Origin of the sequence: Paenibacillus glycinis, assembly GCF_009909185.1 — a bacterium.
Lineage (GTDB): Bacteria > Bacillota > Bacilli > Paenibacillales > Paenibacillaceae > Paenibacillus_Z > Paenibacillus_Z glycinis.
Window position 1 is genome coordinate 264,454 of the sequence record NZ_JAAAMV010000003.1, and the last position, 18,046, is coordinate 282,499.

The following is an 18,046-nucleotide window of genomic DNA, read 5'->3' on the forward strand; positions in this document are numbered from 1 at the left end:
TCTTAGACGCTGTAGATGATTTCGTTCAGCTGCAATTTGATCCGTTCCAGGCGGCCGGATTCGTTCTTGATGACGTTGTTTTGCAGCGCGTACTGCTCAAGCGACGCCAGCGTGGCGCGGCCGGAGACGATCTCGGCGCCGATGCCTTCCTTGAAGCTGCGGTAGCGGTTGTCCACGAAGCCGTCGATGACGTTCTCTTCGATCAGCTTGGCCGCGGCTTTGAGGCCCCAAGCGTACGTGTCCATGCCCGCGATGTGGGCCAGGAAGAGATCCTCGTCCTCGAAGGAGCCGCGGCGCACTTTGGCGTCGAAGTTGACGCCGCCTTTGCCGAGGCCGCCGGCTTTCAGCACTTCGTACATGGTCAGCGTCGTGGAGAACAGGTCGGTCGGGAATTCGTCCGTATCCCAGCCGAGCAGCAGGTCGCCTTGGTTCGCGTCGAGCGAGCCCAGCATGCCGTTGATCGCCGCCACGCGGATCTCGTGCTCGAACGTGTGGCCGGCGAGCGTCGCGTGGTTGGCTTCCAGGTTCAGCTTGAAGTAGTCCTTCAGGTCGTACTTCTGCAGGAACGCGATCGTCGTCGCCGCGTCGAAGTCGTATTGGTGCTTCGTCGGTTCTTTCGGCTTAGGCTCGATCAGGAACTGCGCGCCGAAGCCGATTTCTTTGGAATAAGCGATAGCCATGTGGAACAGGCGTGCCAGGTTGTCGAGCTCGAGCGCCATGTCGGTGTTCAGCAGCGTCTCGTAGCCTTCGCGGCCGCCCCAGAAAACATAGTTCTCGGCGCCGAGGCGTTTGCCGATCTCCAGGCTCTTCTTCAGCTGAGCGCCCGCGTATGCATAGACGTCGGCGTTGGACGTCGTGCCCGCGCCGTGCACGAAACGCGGATTCGTGAACATGTTCGCCGTGTTCCAGAGCAGCTTCGCCCCGGAGGCTTTCATGCCTTCTTCCAGCAGGTCCACGATGACGTCGAGGTTCTTGTTCGTCTCGGCGAGCGAGCTGCCTTCCGGCGCGATGTCGCGGTCATGGAAGCAGTAGTACGGGATGCCGATCTTGCTAAGGAATTCGAAGTTCGCTTCGACGCGCATCTTCGCTTGGTCCATCTCGTTCGCGCTGTCCCAGCCGCGGACCGCCGTGCCCACGCCGAACGGATCGGCGCCGGAAGCCGTGAACGTATGCCAGTACGCGACCGCGAAACGCAGATGCTCTTCCATCGGTTTGCCGAGGACGATCTCTTGCGGATTGTAGTGTTTGAATGCGAGCGGGTTGTCGGAGCCTTTGCCTTCGTAAGCGATGTTGCCGATGTTTTTGAAGTATGCCATGTAAGATAATCCCTCCAAAAGTGTGGCCGCGCGAAGCGGCGCTGTTTTTGAAAACGTTCTTACGAACATTCTAGCATCGCCAAACTTTGTTTGTCTAGTAAACAAAGTAAGTTTTTTGAAAGTCGCCCGATCGTCTGGCAACCTGCACATCCGCGTGGTACAATCGTACCCATATCATTCACGGCAGCGGAGGAACCCAAGCAATCATGAAGCAAACCGGAGATTTGTCGCTCGTCAAAAAAATGAATACCGCCATCGTGCTGGACGCCGTGCTTCGCCACGCGCCGCTCTCGCGGGCTCAAATCTCGGAACGCACCGGGCTGAACAAAGCGACCGTATCGAGCCTCGTGCAGGATCTGATCGACAGCCATCTCGTGCTGGACCTCGGCCCCGGCGAGTCCAGCGGCGGCCGCAAGCCGAACCTGCTGCAGTTCCGTTCGCGTTCGGGCCATGCCGTCGGCATCGATCTCGGCGTCAATTACATCCGCGGCATCCTCACGGATCTGGAGGGCTGCGTCGTGGCGGAACGGCGCATCGCGCTGAAAGCGCATGACGCGAAGAGCGTCATCCCGCAGCTGCTCGCATGCATCGAGGCGCTGCGAGGCGAGATTCCTCCCTGCCCGTACGGCATGGTCGGCATCGGCATCGGCGTCCCGGGCCTCGTGAACGAGGACGGCACGATTCTCTTCGCGCCGAATTTGTCCTGGACGGAGGTGCCCTTGCGCGCGATCGCGGAGGAGCGCTTCGGCGTGCCCGTCACCATCGACAACGAGGCGAACGCCGGCGCCCAAGGCGAGCAGCGCTACGGCGCCGGCCGCGGCATCGCCAATCAGATCTACGTGAGCGCCGGCATCGGCATCGGCACCGGCATGATCCTGAACAAGGAGCTGTACAAGGGCTCGGGCGGCTTCTCCGGCGAGCTCGGCCATCTCTCCATCCATGCGGACGGCAAGCCGTGCCGCTGCGGCAACCGGGGCTGCTGGGAGCTGTACGCGTCGGAGAACGCGCTGCTGGAGCAGGCCGAACCGCTCGGCTTTCACGATCTCGACGGTCTGCTGGAGGCGGCCGGCCAGGGCCGCGAAGACGTCGTCGCGCTGTTCGAACGCATCGGGGAAGCGCTCGGCGTCGGCATCGCGAACATCGTCAACGTGTTCAATCCCGACGTCGTCATCATCGGCAACGAGATGCGGCGCGCGGAAGCATGGATCGGCGGGGCGGTTCAGCGTACCGTCGCCGCACGGGCGCTCGCGCACCACCAGCGGAAGCTGAAGGTGCTGTTCGCGGAGCAGGGCGAGAAATCCGCCGTGCGGGGAGCCGCTTATTACGCGATCTCCTCCTTCCTGGCCAAAATGAAAGGAAGCGGCGCCTGATGGGCTGCCGCTTCCTTTTTGCTTGCCGCCCGGTTCGGCCCGGTCACTTCGTTCGCCGATCGCCGTTGTTGTTCCATCGCAGCGTGCCCGAGCGGGTAATCTTCACCTCGGACCGAACCCGGAATTCCATCGCGGGGTAAAGCTCGTCCAGCCAATCCCGATCCAGCCTGGATCCGGGGTTCTTCGCCCAGTATTTCAAGCCGATGAAGAGCGGATCGACCCCATTGGCCTGCATCTTGAGCAGCAGCCTGGCGATGTCCGCGTTCAATTTGGTTTCCGCCATTTTTTTCAGATCGGCAGGGGTATAGCCCGATTGATCCGAATCCTCGATGGCCGCTTCGAGCTTCACGAATACCTCGCACAGCAGGCCGCCCTGCTTCTTACGAAGACGAAAACGCGCGCTTCCCTGCCTGATGCCCAGACCGGCCTGCTTCTTCGGCCCCAGGACGATAAATCCCCTGTCCAGCCCTCTCCGCAGAAGATTGAAATACTTCGTCTCTTCTCCGTTCAGCCGGAGGATCATCCGATTGTCGCGGTCGAACAGCGCGGTCGCGCCGGAGGTGATCTTGTTGCCCTGCACGCGCAGGATCGGGCAGTAGAAGGTGATGCCGGGCGTGAGCGAGTACTTGTAGATCTGCTGCAATTCGATGGAAGGCGTGTACTCCGTGTTCACCCCTTCGCCGAATTTCATGAACAGATTGTCGCCCGCCGTGCGTTCTCCCTTTTGCTGGAGCTTGATGATTTCTTCCGCGTTATCGGTGACGGCGACCATGGCCAAGTCTTGAAAGTCCCGGCGGCGTATGAAAAAATCGACGTATTTCAAAATACTGTCCGCTCTCGCCAATTTTTCGCCGATAATGACGCCTTTCAGGTGCGAATAATCCGGCTCCAGGAAAAATTGCTGCGTGACCTGCTGCACCGCTTGTCCGATCGATGCCGCGGTCGTTTCGTAGCTTTCGAACAGATTCTGCGCCGAGGACGAGCCCTGGTTCTGCGACTCCGGGATCGCTCCCCGGAGCGTCATGCGGAATCTTCCTTCCCCCTCCGCTTTATCCAGTCCCATGGTGACGACGAATTGCCGGCGGTCGATGTCCTTGTAATCGGAACGGCATCCCTGCAGCATCAGGAGGCACGCCAAGCCGAAGGCGAACGCTTTGCTAAGGCGCACTTACCCCACGCTCCTTTCTCTTGGCAAGCGCATACCAGAGAATGCCCACGATATTTTGAAGCACCGCCCAAACGACCATGTATTGTTCCCTGTACCGGATAATGACTTTCAGCTCGTTGACGGACAAGGCGAGAACCACGTAGCCCGCCAGGACGCAGCCGATGATGATTCTGGTGGCCTTCGGTTTGTTCAGCAGCAAATCGAGCATCCGGTAGCCCTTGTAGATATAGAGCAGCACGCCCATGTACCCGGTGATCAAGAGCAGCGGAACGATGAGGAACAGCCCGCGTTCCATCACGAATAGATCGAGAGACAGCGTCTCGGCCGTCATGACCCAGATCAGGTTCAGATTCCGGATCGCCCACGGCCCCCACACGGCCAACGGAATAATCGTGCCGCAGGACATCGCGACAAGACCGACCGAGACGAAAAGAAGCAAGGTCGCCTTCAGGCTCGTCCGCGCGAAGAAGGGATTCCAAATGGCAAGCCCGACATACCCTCCGCACACGAACAAGGACGCCGAGATTCCCTGAACCGTCGGCGGCTTCCAGCCATGGACCGCGACTCCCTTCAGCATGACCGGGTCGATCTCTTTGAAGCCCAGCCAGAAGATGATCAGCATCAGGATAAACGCGATGGCCGTGAAAAAGGCGACCAAATACAAAATCGTGCTGTCGTTGTGCAGCAGCCCGAACAGCGGGATGGTGATCAGCAGGATCGCCAGGAACCAGACCGGCGTATCGGGCATGAGAAATTCGATGATAACCTCCAAGGATCCCCGGAACATGAAAAAGCCGATGATGATCATCAATGCCGCGTACGAGGCGGATATGGCCCCTCCGAAAAACTTGCCGCATAAATGGCGGTTGATTTCGATCATCGTCCATTTCGGAAACCGGTTGTAGACGGACAGGAGCAGCCAGGCATTGATTCCCGCAAGCGCCAATCCGATGGGGATCGCCGTCAATCCGTGATGCAGGTAATTTCGGGCAATGACGTTCGGGGCATTGAATAAGGCGTTATTAATCATGTAATAGGTTAGCATCGCGATATAGAAGAGGATGTTCACTTAGGCTTGCCCCCCGCCGGCCGGGCTTTTCGGCGCCCGCCCGGTATTGAATTTCACCGGGGCCGTGTAGGATTGGACCAACGAATACTTGCCGTCATGCATCGTGAACAAATAACTGACCAGCAGCACGATGCCGACCGTAAGCCCGAAGAACCCGGCGATGGTGCCCAGGAAGAGCAGCACGTATTTCAATACGCGGACGGTCAGCGACATCGTGTTGATCGGGATCACGAAATTGGCGATCGCGACCGAGGCGACGACGATGATCATGATATCGCTGACCAGATTGGCCTGCGAGGCGGCCTCCCCCAGGATGAGCCCTCCGACCGTCGTGGCCGCGGGACCGATCGTTTTGGGTACGCGAAGCGAAGCCTCCACCAATAGCTCGGTCATGATCATCATGAAGGCGACCTCGAGAAAGGCCGGATACGGAAGTCCCGCCCTGCTGCCCGCGATCGACAGCGCCAGCTGCACGCGGAAGACTTCCGGGTTGAACGCCGTGAACGCGACGTACGCTCCGGGCAGGACGACGGTGGCGAACAAGGCGAAGTAGCGCAGCGCGATCAAGAAATAGCTGTACACGGGAAGCATGTAGGAATCGTCCATGGAAGCCATGAAATCATGAAAATTGATGGGAGCCAAGCTGGCGAACGGGGTCGTTTCGATCAGATAGGCGGACTTCCCTTTGGACAGCGCTTCGCTTACCCGGTCCGGGCGCTCCGTCACGACGGTTCTCGGAAATAACAAGGGTCGCTTCTTCGGCAAATACTGCTGCACCTTGGATACGGCTTGGGCATTCTTGGCGTTCAAGTTATCGATCTGCTGAAGCTCCCGCTTCACGAAGGCTTGATCGGCCAGTTCGCTGTCGTACAGCATATAACCGGTTATATGGCTTAAGGTCCCTACCTCGAATTTGACGATTCGGAGGTTGGGGCTCTGATAATGCTTGCGGATCAGATTCAAATTGACGGCCATGCTTTCCACGAAAGCTTCCAAGGGACCTACGATCGAAGCCTCGACCTGCGGGGTGTCCACGCTGCGCGTTCGGTAGGCGACCGACTTCGCGACGGTATAGACCTGATCGCCGTACAAGATGACCGCGCAGCCCTTGCAGAGCTTGCCGGGCAGATCCTCGGGCTTGTCGCCGGCCTGGCTGATCGACCGGAGGTGCAGCTCGTATTCCTCGCGGGAATAGCGGAAAAAGGGCATCTTCAGCTGTTGATCGATAAAATCCGGGTCGGTGATGGTCCAGATGTAATATAAAATGAATCCCGGCTCCGCGTCGATCTGTTCCCTTCGCGCGTCCGCGTTGTTCTCGAAGAAGGTATCCAGGGATGCGGCAATCGACTGCATCTGTTCGTTCATCGGCAATTGCCCCTTTTCGGCTCATGATAAGTCTGGTTATTATGAGCAATTTTGGCATTCGTATTCCCAGCCGCCAAAAACGCCCATGCTCGCGCTGCCGCGCAGACGCTCCCCCAATCCTCGGTTTTTCGATCCCCCTATGCAATTACGGCAGGAAATCTAACGCATTTTCTCTTGGTTTCGATAAGAACAACCAAATCTTCTAAATTTTCGAAATCTTCCAAATATATATTGTCAGAATATATTACACAAACGTATAATTAGCTTGCCAATATCTTCATATATGACATTAGGAGGTACTAATGATGACATCAAGCACGAGAAAGAGAATGACCCGCTTCTTCCTCGCCCCCTTCCTTGCAGTCGCGATGCTGAGTTTTACGGCTGCCGTCGCCAACGCGGCGGACGCGCCCGTGGTTCCCGCCCAGCCCGCGATTTCGCTTCCCGACGTGAAAGCCAAAGACATCTCCGTCAAGCCGAACATTCTCGTGATCGGTACCGGCGGCACCATCTCCGGGCAAGCCAACGACGGCGATCCTACCAATCTGCAATCCTATAAATCCGGTACATACAAAATCGAAGACATGGTCGCCCAGCTGCCGCGCAAGGACAAAATCGCCGACGTCTCCACGTATCAGTTCGCCAATAAAGGATCCGGCAGCTATGCGATCGGCGATCTGTACGATCTGTCGCTCGCCGTGGATCAGGCGCTGAAAACCTATGACGGCGTCGTCGTCACCTCCGGCACGGACACGATGGAGGACATCGCCTACTTCCTCGACTTGACCGTCCGCAGCGAGAAGCCGGTCGTCATTACCGGCGCGATGCGCCCATGGGACGTTATCGGCACCGACGCGCCGGCCAACCTCTACAATGCGATCAAGCTGTCCGCCAGCGGCAAGACCAAGTGGTTCGGCACCGTGCTCATGCTGAACGATATCGTGCAAGCGGCGCGCGACGTGACGAAGACGAACGCGCAGCGCCTCGACACCTTCCAGACGCCGGTTCTCGGCGCGCTCGGCTACATCGATCAGGACAACATCTCCATCTACCGCGCGCCGGGCAGAGTTAGCAAAGCGGGCACGCCGGCATGGTCTACGCCGTACGACCTGAGCAAGATCAAGAAGACCGATCTGCCGCTCGTCGAGATCGCCTACGCCTATCAGGACGCGGGCGGCGGCGCGATCAAGGGCTTCGTCGCGGACGGCGCGAAGGGTATCGTCACGGCAGGCACGGGCGCAGGCGGCATTTCTCCGAAAATGAGCGCGGCCCGCGCCGACGCGATCAAGCAGGGCGTGCTCTTCGTGACGACGACGAGGACGGGCTCCGGCACGATGTATCCGACCGACAGCGACGGCATCATCGCCGGCGACAGCCTCAATGCCACGCATGCGCGCATGCTGCTGCTGCTTTCTCTCGCCTTCTCGAACGACCAGAAAACGATTAAAGGCTGGTTCGCCGTTTACGGCGCGCAAAATGTCGCCGTCGGCGCAGCCACGCCATAATGAACGGACAGGAGGGATAGCCTTATGACAGCGACGCGGAACGGCATGCCTCGGAAGAGATTGCCCTTATCGATTTTGGTCCTCCTATTACTCGGCTTGTCTCTGCCCGCGGCCGGCGGTTTCATGCCGGCGGCAGCCGCGGCGGATGGGACGGCGGATACGGCAGCAGCTTACCCGCTTCCCGCGCTCAGCGATGCGTTCAAGGCGTCGCCGATGCCGAACATTCTCGTCATCGGCACGGGCGGCACGATCTCCGGCGCGGCGAACGGCGGCGATCCGACCAATTTGCAGGACTACAAGTCGGGCACTTACAAGATCGAAGATATGGTCGCCCAGCTCCCGCGCAAGGAGAAGATCGCCGACGTTTCCACCTATCAGTTCGGCAATAAAGGGTCGGGCAGCTATACGATCGGCGAGCTGTACGATCTGTCGCTGACCGTCGACCAGGCGCTCGCGTCCTATGACGGCGTCGTCGTCACTTCCGGCACCGACACGATGGAGGATATCGGCTATTTCCTCGATCTGACGGTGCAGAGCCCGAAGCCCGTCGTCGTCACCGGCGCGATGCGGCCGTGGGACGTCATCGGCACCGACGCGCCCGCGAATTTGTACAATGCCATCAAGCTGTCCGCCAGCGGCAAGACCAAATGGTACGGGACCGTCATCATGCTGAACGATCTCGTGCAGGCCGCCCGGGACGTCACGAAGACGAACGCGCAGCGCCTGGATACGTTCAAGACGCCGATCCTCGGCGCGCTCGGTTATATCGATCAAGACAACATCTCCATGTACCGCTTGAACGAACGCGCGCTGAAGGCCGGCCGGCCCGACTGGTCGACGCCGTTCGATCTGCGCAAGATCAAGAAGACCGATCTGCCGCTCGTCGAGATCGCCTACGCCTATCAGGATGCGGACGGCGGCGGCATTCGCGGCCTCGTCGCGGACGGCGCCAAAGGCATCGTCACCGCCGGCACCGGAGCAGGCGGCATCTCGCCGAAGATGAGCGCGGCCCGCGCCGATGCGATCAAGCAGGGCGTCATCTTCGTCACGACGACGAGAACGGGCTCGGGGACGATGTATCCGTCGGACGGCGAAGGCATCATCGCCGGCGACAGCCTGAACGCCCAGCATGCCCGTATGATGCTGCTCGTGGCTTTGTCGTTCTCAAGCGACTTTCAGACGATCAAGAATTGGTTCGCGGTCTACGGCAGACAGGATATCGTTATCGGGGAAGCGGAAGGCGAGACCCTGCCGCCGGCGGCAGTCGCGCTGAAGGATATCGGCGGCCACTGGGCGGCGGCTTCCATCGAGAAGGCCGTATCCGCCGGCATCGTACGCGGCTATGCCGACGGTACGTTCAAGCCGAATCAGAAGCTCACCCGAGCGGAGTTCACGGTCATGCTGATGAACGCGCTGAAGCCGCGAGGAGCCGGAGCCGGCTTGACGTTCACCGACGCCGAGGAGATCGGGAGCTGGGCCAAGGAAGCCGTCGCCCAGGCGGCAGCGGCCGGAATCGTGAACGGCTACGCCGACGGCTCGTTCAAGCCGGACGCGACCGTCACGCGCTCGGAGGTGGCGGTCATGATCGCCAAGGCGCTGAAGCTCGATAGCAAGACTGCCGGCACGACCGGCTTCGCGGACGATGCCGCGATTCCGGCCTGGGCCAAAGGCGCGGTCAAGGCGGTCAAGGATAATTCCCTCATCGGCGGCCGCGGCGATGGCGCATTCGCCCCGCTCGATACGGCCACGCGCGCGGAAGCGGCGGCGATTCTCGTCAAGCTTCCGGCCGCTGCCTAACGATCGAGAAGAAAGCGGAAAAACCAAACAAGACCATGCCCCGCGGGGCATGGTCTTTTCTAACGAGTGCTTACGGAACGGGCTTATTGCCGCAGGCTCCGTTTGGCCTGTGAGGGTGATCATTGCAATGGATAATGGCTTCCTCAACGCGGTTATTTCTTCGGCTTCGCCGCGTCCATCAACGCCTGGCCTTCCTTTTGGATGGCGGCGATGCTGGCGTCGGCGCTCTTCTCGCCATTGACGGCGGCGGTGATTTCGCGATCCTCCAGCTCATCGAACAGCCCGGTGAATTTGGCGTCGTAGCCTTCCATGGAATAGGACTGGTCGACGCTCGGCAGGATGTCGTACAGCTTCGGCAATAGCGGATTCTGATCGTAATTCATGTAGGACTTGCGCGTGGACAGGTCTTCTTGAAGTCCCGATCTGACCTTGGCCACGTAATCGCTCAGCATGAATCGAATCATTTCCCAAGCGGTGTCCCCGTGCTCGGCGCCAGTCGGAATCGCCATGTAATTGTACACGCCGAGATATTCCGAACGGCTGTCGACGGAGCTGACCGGCGGCGTCACCATCCCGGTCTCGAACGGCAAGTCCGACATCCCGTTGTAGCTGGCCGACATGCCGTTATAGCCCCCGATCGTCATCGCCGATTTTCCCTTCTTGAACAGATCCGCCTCGGTTACGTCGTCCGGACCGTACCAGACCTCGCCGTCCTTCGTTTCTCCTTTGACGTCCTGCATCAGGAAGGTGCCGCTCTTGTAGAGTCCGATGACCGTCGAGATGATGTTTCGCCATGCCGGCGTGTCCATCGTCACTTTGCCCGTCTGGAAGTTATAGGGGCGCAGCCCTTCCGGGGTCGACAAGCTGAAGAGCAAGCTGTGCGGCATGCTGCTGAAGGGCTGATGGTAGCCGACGATGCCGTCCCTGTTGCTGCCCGCTTTGCCGAAATCGCCCGCAAGCTTCATGACGTCCATGATCGTCATGCCGTCCCGCGGCAGCGCGACCTTGTACTTGCGGAACAAGTCCGCGTTGTAATAGAGGACGGAGGCTTGAAACGTAGGCGCGACCGCATACAGATTGCCGCCTCCGTTGCGCTTCATTTTGTCGATCATGCCCGCGTAGAAATCGTCTTCCTTCATCCCGCTGTCCGCCATGCGCGGCGCCAAGTCTTGCAGCAGGCCGTCGGCAGCCAACTGCTTATATCGAATATCGTAGCCGAGCAGGAGATCCGGCTTCTCTTGCTCCAGCTTCTGCTCGTATTGTTTAAGCGTCAACGGTTTCTTGTAGTCCGGGTCCATTTCCACGAGTTCTACCTGCAGGTCCGGGTATGCAACCGATAGATAATCGCCAAACGTAGAGGTGTAATACCCATTATTGGGGACGCCGATTACGATCCGCTCGGGCCCGGCACCGGCCGAATCCGTTCCGGTCGAGCAGGCGCCGAGCAGAAGGCCGAAGAACGGCAGAAGCATGAATCGAATGCCATTGGCCCGCACGTCGAATCGTCCGAATCCCATCATGGCCGCGCCTCCTTTCCGATCGCCGCGAGCTCGGCATTCAGCTTGGCTTGGAGGTCGCCGAGCGCCGTATCGATCGGGACCGACTTGTTCAGGATGGCGTTCATCTCTTCGCCGCCCAGGGCATAGAGCGACCGGTTGGCCTTGATGAATCGAGGGCTGGCGTTCGACACCGCGCTTGCCGCGGCTTTCGCCGGATCCGCGGCCGTCTCGTAGAAAGCCTCCCACTGCTTGCCGCTCGCGCCGTCCATGGCGGATTTATTGGCGAGCAATTGGATGTACATGAAGCTGTCCGGATTCAAGCCGGCGCGCCAAGCTCCCCCCGTCACGAATTGAACCAGCGCCCATGCCGCGTCGGCCTGGCTGGAATTCGCATTGACCGCATAGATGGTGCGCGTGCCGAGAAAAGCGTCTTGGTTCGTCGCGGACGCATCGAGGCGAATCGGCACCGTGGACCAGTTCGATTTCATCACGCCTGCCTGCTCGTACGACTTCAGGTTCATGTAATAATCGCTGGACCTGACGACCATCGCGACCTGTCCGAGCGCGAACGGGTCCTGCTTGCCGATCTCCGCCATGGTCGTGCCGTTCTTGCCGTAGACGACCGGCTTCGCTTGATTGATCCAGCCATCGCGGTAGCCGTCTACAACGGTGGTCCACACCTTCTTCCAGGCGTCGGAATTCAGCGTCGCTTTCATGTCTCCTTCCGTCTCCGCGATCGTCTGCAATCCGCCGGCTTGGCCGGCCAACGCGACCAAGGCGAATTTGTTGCTGCGATCGACGGCGGCCAGCCCGCTGACGCCGGAGCCTTGAAAACGGGCCGCAAGCTGCAGGATCTGCGCCATGGACAGGTCGCCATCCGGCAGCGGAACGCCGTGCGCGGCGAACACATCTTCGTTGACGTACAATGCCGTGGACGTCATGTCGGCGGATAATCCGTACACATCCCCGTTCCCGCCGGCCTGCCGCAAATAATCGACGAGCGGCGCATGGAGCGCCTGCAGATCGGCCTTGTTCGCTTTCGCGAGCGTATCGAGGGAGCTCAGCTTCCCGTCCGCCGCAAGCTTCGCGTAGACGTTCACCGGCACCTGCACGACATCCGGCTGCTCCGCGTCGAACCAGGCTTCGAATTTCTCCGGGTCGCCGTACAAATCGTCCGGCGACGTGTCGATGTTCAGCTTCACTGACGGATGCCGGATGAAGAACGGTTTCTTGAAGGTGTATTCGAACGTGTTGCTCATCTCGAACTGCTGGACCTTCAGCTCGTATTCCTTGTCCGCCAGCGGATCCTTGCTCAGCGCAGCCGGCACGTCGGAGCGCTCGGCGGGACGCAGCAGCTCCTTAAGGTCGTCCCGGAACCACCAGCCTGCGCCCAGCAGAATCACCATGCTCATGATCGCGGCAGCCGCTCTTAACGGCGCGCGTCGTGTAGTCGTATTCATGCGAATGCGTTCCCTCACTTTGCGTTCAAGGTCCGAGGTGAACCCGTTCTTGACGGGAGGTTTGCCCGCCAAACGATGCTCCCATTCGTTTGCATGCTTCTTCATGTCCACTCTTCCTCCCCGGTCCATGACGCTTCCTGGGCCAGCTTGCGGTTGACCGCCGCCCGGGCGCGGTGCAGCCTGGACTTCACCGTGCCGGCCGACACCTGAAGCATGTCCGCCATTTCCTGCATGGAGAGGCCGTAATGGCTGTTCAGGAGCAGCACCTCGCGCAGCTTGCGCGGCAGCTTCAAGACGATCGCCCATAACTCCTCGGTCATCAGCTTGTCCATGCTCTCCCGCTCCGCCGAAGGCGAAGTTCCCGTGCGCGAGCGGATCGTATCGAACAATACGACCCGTCTCACCCAAGCCGACCGCAGCACGTCGCGCGCCGTGTTGCGGGTGATGGCGAGCAGCCAGGTTTTGATCGACGATTGCCCGCGGAATTCGTAAAGCTGCTGGAACACTTTCACGAAAACGTCCTGGGTCACATCGTCCGCCGTCTCTTTGGAATGCGTGATGAAGAAGGCGAAATGCCAGACGTCCTTGCCGTACGCGGCCATGAGCTCGTCGAGCACCGCATGGCGGTCCAAGCCGTCCGTGACATGCTTCAAATAATCGAACTGCAAATTGTTCACCTCGGAAAGTAGACGATCGAGTCGCAGAATGGTTCCGTTGCCTTCAAGCTTAGTTGCAAAAATGATTGACGGGCTGGATTAGCCGCTGCCGGTTCCATTATTATACAAAACGCAGGCGCGATTGGGCCATCAAGCGTTTGGATACGAACGCCGCGCGATAAGCAGCTCCGATCAACTCTTCTTTATCCGGCAGCCCCGGATCGCATAGTTACCCAACACAAAAAAACGCGCCTGATCGGCGCGTTCTCCTGGTGATCCATTAATCGTGCGATGAGCTTCAGTGCCTATATCGGCAGCCCTCGCCGCGATGCCGTTTATTGCGCCTCCAAAGCCTGCAGCGCCAGCAAGACGCGCTCCGGCTCCGCCCGTCTCATGAAATCCGCGTCGACATGCGCGAAGCGGATCATCCCGCGCCCGTCCACGACGAATACCGCGGGAACCGGCAGCAGCCACTTATCCGTCCCGTTATATTCGGGCAAGCTCCCTCCGAACTCCCGCAGGACGCGTTGAAGCGGTTCGGGAACTTCGTAGAGAACGCGATAGCGCTCCGCGACGCGGCCATCGGGGTCGCTCACGACGGTGAAGGTCAGCTGCTCCTTCTCCTGTTGGGAAAGCGTATGGTCGGGACGCTGCGGCGAAACCGCGATAAGCGATGCGCCAAGCGCCCGGATCCGGGGCAATATACGTTCGTAAGCCCGCAGTTGCATATTGCAGAACGGGCACCAGCCTCCGCGATAGAACACCAGCACGACCGGCCCCTTCGACACTTCGGCCATCAAGGAAACCTCCTGCCCGACAGCGCCGGCAAGCGCAAAGCCGGGCGCGGAATCCCCCGTCTTCAAGCCTGCGGCCAATCCTTGCCGCCGGAGTTCCTCGACCGACTGCCGCAGCACATCGTAAACCGCGATCGGCACCGCCTTTCTCAGTTCCTGCTCCATGCCCTCCAATTGCGGATTCAAAGCATCATTGCTCATACTCGCCATCCTCCTATAATTATTGTATAAATACAATTATTATATTAATACATCTTTTGTGCGCGCGCAATAAAAAACGGGCCCTGTTTCAGGACCCGCCAGACGTACGCTATTCAATGAACGATACCGCTATCCGGATCAATGCGGAAATGTGGCCTTCCTGACCGCGCTCAGCAGCAGCGCGATTCCTTCCTCCACCCGCTCCAGCTTATCTTCCGGCACCTGACGCAAAATTTGCGTGCATACGCGAAGCATCTTCTCGTTCAGCTCCTCGAGAATCGCGAGTCCCTCGTCGGTAAGCCTGATCAATACTTCTCGGCGGTTATCCGGATTCAATCCGCGCGATACGAATCCTTTCTTGACGAGCGGATCCAGCAGCCGGGTCAGCGTGGACGGCTCCACCCCCAGCCGGTCGGCCAAATCGCCGTTGCGAAACGCATTCGATTTGATTTCCATGACGATATGGGCTTGTCTCGGCGTCAATGCTTCCACGAACGACTTCTCGGAACCCAAAATCGAGGATTTGACGAGAATTTCGTTGATCAGATCACTAAGCACAACTGGTTGCATCACTGTATCACCTATCGCGTTTTGATGTCATTGTAAGCTTTGCGGATGCAGCCATGCAATAGTTGCGCATCGCATGAATGGCTATCGTCGGCCTTAGGCGGGATGACAAACAACCGGAAGACGTGCTTGCGCATCGTCTGTCGGTCTATGCGCCCGTCCCCTGCTCACGGCTCTCTCGGCGGACGGTTGTACCCTGCCGGCCCATAGGGCTTCAGCTCGTCCAGCCATTTGCGCTCCAGCTTCTTGAGCGCGTCGCGATACGACTGCACGGCGCTCCGGCCCAGCACGGACGTTGCCGGCCGCTCCGCTTCCTTTCCGTCGTCCCGCGTCTCGCCGTCCAGCGTCTCCAGAATCTCGAAATGAAAGTCCGCGCCGGCCTGTTCCGTATACGCCCGCTGCAGAGCGGAATTCAGATGGCTGCCCGTGTCGAGCATGAATTTCTCCCGCTTCCAGGCCGAGTCCAGCGTCGGCGAAGACGAGACGTACCGCATCCCGCCGCGCGCGTTGACGATCTGGAAGACGCCCATCGCCCGCTGCTTCACGCCGAATTCGTTTTGCAAATCTTTGCGTCTGTTCATGATTCTCCCCTCCGTCCCGCGGCTTCGCTACACGCTCGGCCGATAGACGCTTCCGTCGCCTTCCCGGACCAGGAAACCGTAATCGACCATCTGCAGGCGAAGCAGCTCGTATTCGTCGGCCATGAACCGCCGGAGCAGCTCGTCGACCTCCGCTTCCTTGTACCTGCGGCCCTTGCGGAAGCTTGTCGCGATATGGCGAAACAGCGCCGCCCTGCGCTTCGCCTTGCGGGGCAGGCCGGCGAGCGGGCCTTCCAGGCCTTGCGGCAAATATTTGTCCAACAGCGATTTGTATTCCTCCGGCGTCAGCGCGAAGCGCTCGTCCGCGGGCGGCGCGTTCCGGCGCGCGGGATCCGTTTTGGCGCCTTGCTCGGTCCCTCCGTCCATCAGCTCCATGATCGCGAGAAACAGCTTCGCCTGCTTCGCCCGTTCCTTCAGCGAGAACCGGTGATTGCGGATCGTCGAGGCGCTGCCGGAGCCCGTCGACGCGACGATGTCCGCATCCGACAGCCCGGCGGCGAACATGCCGATCAGCTGCTTCTGCAGATCGGTCAAGCCGGTCGCTTTCTTGTCCAATTCGAGCAGCAGCTGCAGCATGGAACCGTGCGCGGTTCCGATGTGCCGCGCGACGGCCCGGAACGCTTCCATCAACCGGCCGTCCGCCTCGTACACGAAGCCTTCCTCGAACCGTTCTCCGCAGACGAGACAGCAGTAGCTGTCCGACTCCGCATGATACACATACCCTTGCTTCAATTCCGACAACGTCGCTCCGTATAACGCTTCCGGCACGTCCATCTCAAACCCTCCCAGTAAAGTTTGATCAATGCATTGAGCATAGCCGATCCTGTCGATCGGGCGCAAGGACAATCGCCGCACGTTTGTTCATTCGGCGAATGCAGCCGACTTGAGCACCGCGCGCCGTTCCGGCCGGCTTCCAGCTAACGAAAGAATGACGATGATCCAAGCTTCAAGCCGCTGCGGCAGGCTTAAAGCCTCGATCATCGTCATTCTTGGGATGCGCGCCTTTCCGTTTGTCCGGCTTCACTCTCGTCACCGGCTTCACGCCGTTCCAATTTCCCCTTTGCTGCCGGGGATCCAATCCACCCTGCCGCAATCGTTTCTCCATGCGCTTTCGCGCCAAGCTCTTCGCCATTACGATGCACGCTCCTAGAGTCCATTATTTCCGCCGCATGCGCGCGGCTTCTCTCCAGTGTACGCGATCGGCGCCGGTTCGTTCAAGCGCGATCGGCCCGGGGCAGCCGGAAACGGGCTGATAAGCCCCGCCCCAGTCGCGCGGTCGCGTCCGACTCTTCGCCGTCTGCCCGCACCGCCAACCATGCTCAAGCCGCTGTTCGCGGCTCGGGCTCGCGCGGAAATGTCAGGCGAATGCGCGCCGGATGTCCGCGCATTCGCCGCCGAGCATTCTCGGTCTATCGGCTCTTCGCCGCGGCGTAGGCGGCAAGAAGCTCGGCGACCGGAATGCCGTCGATCGTCATGCCGTCCATCCGGCAGCCCCGGATATCGACGCCGTTCAGCGCGCAATTGTCGAAGACGGCTCCCCCTAAGTCGCTGTTTCGGAAGACCACCGGCTCGACGTTCACCCAGCCGTCCGTGCCGGGCTCTTCGTCGAGCCGGCTTCGCTGCGCGTCCGGCCGCTTGATATTGTCGAACACCGTGCCTCCGAGCTGAATATGGTTGACATGCACGTTCGAGAAATAAATATGCTCCCACTCGGCATTGACGAAGTTCACGTGCCGCAGCGAGGCGTCCCGCAGGTCGCGCCGTGGAATTCCGCGCCTTTGCGATCGAACAGGCGCTTATCCGTCAGCAATGTCGGCGCTTCCGTCCCGATAACCGGCACATGCAGCTCGATGACGGACTCTTCGTTTTCCGGCCCCAGATACCGCAAGTCGTAGCGTTCGTATTCGTAATCGTCGACCGCTTCGTACGCCGAATGCCCGCGCCAGCTCCCGTGAAAGAATCCCCAAGCCTCCTGAATATTCGCGACCGGTCCGCGGTAGATTACCGCAGCGAACTCCCCGGCGGGAATCGTCCGCTCGACCATCCCGTCCGGAATCGGACTTCCGTCGTCCGGCGCTTCGACGCCGGCCAAATACAGGAAGTTTTGTCCGGGACCGAAGGGCAGCTCGTATGTAAACAAGCCGAACGACGCCTCGCGGCCGCTTGCACCGATCCATCCGTCGCTTAGACGGCGGTACGCTTCCCATATCGCGGGTATGGCCGATCCCGGATCTTCCCCGTCCCGCTGCCCGACGTAGCGCTCGACCCCGACGATCCGCCGCGACGGCTGCACGGTCACCTCGATGCTTTCGACATGCGGGAACTGGTCCGTATCGACCGCATCCGCATGCTTGATCGGCGCGTAGATGTCGTAGTCGAAGTAATCGATGTCCGAGCGGGGAATATCGAACGGATTGACAGGCTTCAACCGGTTCGCCTCGAAGCCGAAGGCGCCTTCCGTCACGTCGCGCTCGATGCCTTCCCGCTCGAACCATTGTTCCAGGAAAGCATAGGCTTCGTTCATCCGGCTTCCGTCGCCGCGAACCGTCAACTTGGCGAACTTGCGCCCCGGAATCGCGATCGTCTCCACGCCGTCCGGCAGTCCTTCGAAGCCGTCTACCTCGACTCCGGTCCACAGCTCCCGTACGCCGGTCGCCCACTGCCACTCCGGAATAAACAC

17 protein-coding genes are annotated in these 18,046 nt (G+C 59.9%); 3 read left to right on the top strand and 14 right to left on the bottom strand.

Annotated elements, in window-relative coordinates:
- Window positions 1–2: 2 nt before the first annotated feature.
- Window positions 3–1,316, bottom strand: a complete 1,314-nt coding sequence (xylA, locus tag GT019_RS07830) for a xylose isomerase (RefSeq protein ID WP_161742567.1) — start codon at window positions 1,314–1,316, stop codon at window positions 3–5.
- Between the two features lie 206 nt (window positions 1,317–1,522).
- Here xylA and GT019_RS07835 point away from each other — a divergent pair, with 206 nt between their 5' ends.
- Window positions 1,523–2,686 carry an ROK family transcriptional regulator gene (locus GT019_RS07835; RefSeq protein ID WP_201755276.1) on the top strand — a complete coding sequence of 388 codons (1,164 nt, stop codon included), beginning with the start codon at window positions 1,523–1,525 and terminating at the stop codon, window positions 2,684–2,686.
- 43 nt (window positions 2,687–2,729) lie between these two features.
- Here the strand turns inward: GT019_RS07835 and GT019_RS07840 are convergent, their stop codons facing one another.
- The 3 genes from GT019_RS07840 to GT019_RS07850 are packed head-to-tail and all read right to left on the bottom strand — an operon-like array spanning window position 2,730 to window position 6,288.
- Window positions 2,730–3,854, bottom strand: a complete 1,125-nt coding sequence (locus tag GT019_RS07840) for a Ger(x)C family spore germination protein (protein WP_161742568.1) — start codon at window positions 3,852–3,854, stop codon at window positions 2,730–2,732.
- Complete coding sequence (locus GT019_RS07845; protein ID WP_161742569.1) at window positions 3,844–4,923, bottom strand: GerAB/ArcD/ProY family transporter; 1,080 nt, start codon at window positions 4,921–4,923, stop codon at window positions 3,844–3,846. The genes GT019_RS07840 and GT019_RS07845 overlap by 11 nt, the downstream gene beginning before the upstream one ends.
- Window positions 4,924–6,288: a spore germination protein gene (locus tag GT019_RS07850; RefSeq protein WP_161742570.1), complete on the bottom strand. Its 1,365-nt coding sequence runs from the start codon at window positions 6,286–6,288 to the stop codon at window positions 4,924–4,926.
- A 302-nt stretch (window positions 6,289–6,590) separates the two neighbouring features.
- On the opposite strand from GT019_RS07850, the gene GT019_RS07855 reads away from it, so the two are divergent.
- On the top strand, window positions 6,591–7,793 hold the full coding sequence (locus GT019_RS07855; protein WP_235947204.1) for an asparaginase: 1,203 nt from the start codon (window positions 6,591–6,593) through the stop codon (window positions 7,791–7,793).
- A gap of 24 nt (window positions 7,794–7,817) precedes the next feature.
- Entirely contained in the window at window positions 7,818–9,590 is a 1,773-nt protein-coding gene (locus GT019_RS07860) for an asparaginase domain-containing protein (protein ID WP_161742571.1), read from the top strand.
- A 152-nt stretch (window positions 9,591–9,742) separates the two neighbouring features.
- Here the strand turns inward: GT019_RS07860 and GT019_RS07865 are convergent, their stop codons facing one another.
- From GT019_RS07865 to GT019_RS07905, 10 genes are all read right to left on the bottom strand, one after another.
- On the bottom strand, window positions 9,743–11,110 hold the full coding sequence (locus tag GT019_RS07865; RefSeq protein ID WP_161742572.1) for an ABC transporter substrate-binding protein: 1,368 nt from the start codon (window positions 11,108–11,110) through the stop codon (window positions 9,743–9,745).
- Window positions 11,107–12,654: an ABC transporter substrate-binding protein gene (locus GT019_RS07870; protein ID WP_161742573.1), complete on the bottom strand. Its 1,548-nt coding sequence runs from the start codon at window positions 12,652–12,654 to the stop codon at window positions 11,107–11,109. The genes GT019_RS07865 and GT019_RS07870 overlap by 4 nt, the downstream gene beginning before the upstream one ends.
- Complete coding sequence (locus GT019_RS07875) at window positions 12,651–13,226, bottom strand: RNA polymerase sigma factor (RefSeq protein ID WP_328803927.1); 576 nt, start codon at window positions 13,224–13,226, stop codon at window positions 12,651–12,653. Before GT019_RS07875 ends, GT019_RS07870 begins: the two co-directional genes overlap by 4 nt.
- 314 nt (window positions 13,227–13,540) lie before the next feature.
- Window positions 13,541–14,200, bottom strand: coding sequence for a peroxiredoxin-like family protein (locus tag GT019_RS07880; RefSeq protein ID WP_161742575.1), 660 nt, complete (start codon window positions 14,198–14,200; stop codon window positions 13,541–13,543).
- A 138-nt stretch (window positions 14,201–14,338) separates the two neighbouring features.
- Window positions 14,339–14,770 (bottom strand): MarR family winged helix-turn-helix transcriptional regulator, encoded by a 432-nt coding sequence (locus GT019_RS07885; RefSeq protein WP_161742576.1) that lies wholly within the window; start codon window positions 14,768–14,770, stop codon window positions 14,339–14,341.
- A 164-nt stretch (window positions 14,771–14,934) separates the two neighbouring features.
- Window positions 14,935–15,348: a GIY-YIG nuclease family protein gene (locus GT019_RS31890; RefSeq protein ID WP_235947215.1), complete on the bottom strand. Its 414-nt coding sequence runs from the start codon at window positions 15,346–15,348 to the stop codon at window positions 14,935–14,937.
- 27 nt (window positions 15,349–15,375) lie between these two features.
- Complete coding sequence (locus tag GT019_RS07895; RefSeq protein ID WP_161742577.1) at window positions 15,376–16,140, bottom strand: DUF2087 domain-containing protein; 765 nt, start codon at window positions 16,138–16,140, stop codon at window positions 15,376–15,378.
- 87 nt (window positions 16,141–16,227) lie between these two features.
- The gene (locus GT019_RS32265) at window positions 16,228–16,353 is read right to left on the bottom strand and encodes a hypothetical protein (RefSeq protein WP_268896032.1); all 126 of its coding nucleotides are present in this window, start codon (window positions 16,351–16,353) and stop codon (window positions 16,228–16,230) included.
- Window positions 16,354–16,775: 422 nt separating this feature from the next.
- Complete coding sequence (locus GT019_RS07900) at window positions 16,776–17,096, bottom strand: pentapeptide repeat-containing protein (protein ID WP_201755277.1); 321 nt, start codon at window positions 17,094–17,096, stop codon at window positions 16,776–16,778.
- Window positions 17,093–18,046 (bottom strand): GyrI-like domain-containing protein, encoded by a 954-nt coding sequence (locus tag GT019_RS07905; RefSeq protein ID WP_161742578.1) that lies wholly within the window; start codon window positions 18,044–18,046, stop codon window positions 17,093–17,095. The genes GT019_RS07900 and GT019_RS07905 overlap by 4 nt, the downstream gene beginning before the upstream one ends.